Here is a 427-nt window from a genome sequence, read left to right as displayed (position 1 = left end):
CAAGCTGAGGCCTTGGGCATGACTAACTTGAATGGTGGCACGCTCTGCAACGCTGAGTTCGGAATAAGACATAGGGCAGCACCGTACCGGAAAGGTCAGGTGTTGCACTCAGTTTTTGCCGCCGCCATCAAAATTGCGGGCGCTAACATTGTCACTTCAGCAATTGAAGTCACTCCAGTCGTGCTGATCAAAAGTATTCCTCCAAAAGAAAAATTTAGCTACTCCTTCGCGGTAGTGACCTTTCCCCTGAATTAGCACCACTGGTTCGATGAGATTCCTTACGTTACGCCGCCCTTCGAGGGGTTCTACCCCGTTTCCACGGACGGTTATAAAACAGCTAAGAGCTTTTGATCCTGCGCAGCAACTCTACGTCGCATCCTAGGATTATGGAACCGCTCGATGTATTCAAATAGGTCTGCTCTTGCCT

Annotated in this window: 1 protein-coding gene; it reads left to right on the top strand. The window is 49.6% G+C overall.

Annotation, left to right across the window (positions count from 1 at the left end; all coding sequences use genetic code 11):
* Positions 1-255 (top strand): hypothetical protein (locus H4J77_RS19655; RefSeq protein WP_220469450.1); only part of this gene is annotated, 255 nt, incomplete at its 5' end.
* Positions 256-427: the final 172 nt, after the last annotated feature.

It is taken from the genome of Pseudomonas sp. 5Ae-yellow (assembly GCF_014077575.1).
GTDB classification, from domain to species: Bacteria; Pseudomonadota; Gammaproteobacteria; order Pseudomonadales; family Pseudomonadaceae; genus Halopseudomonas; species Halopseudomonas neustonica.
Note: the sequence above shows the minus strand (reverse complement) of the source record. Positions and strands in the feature narration are given on the sequence as shown.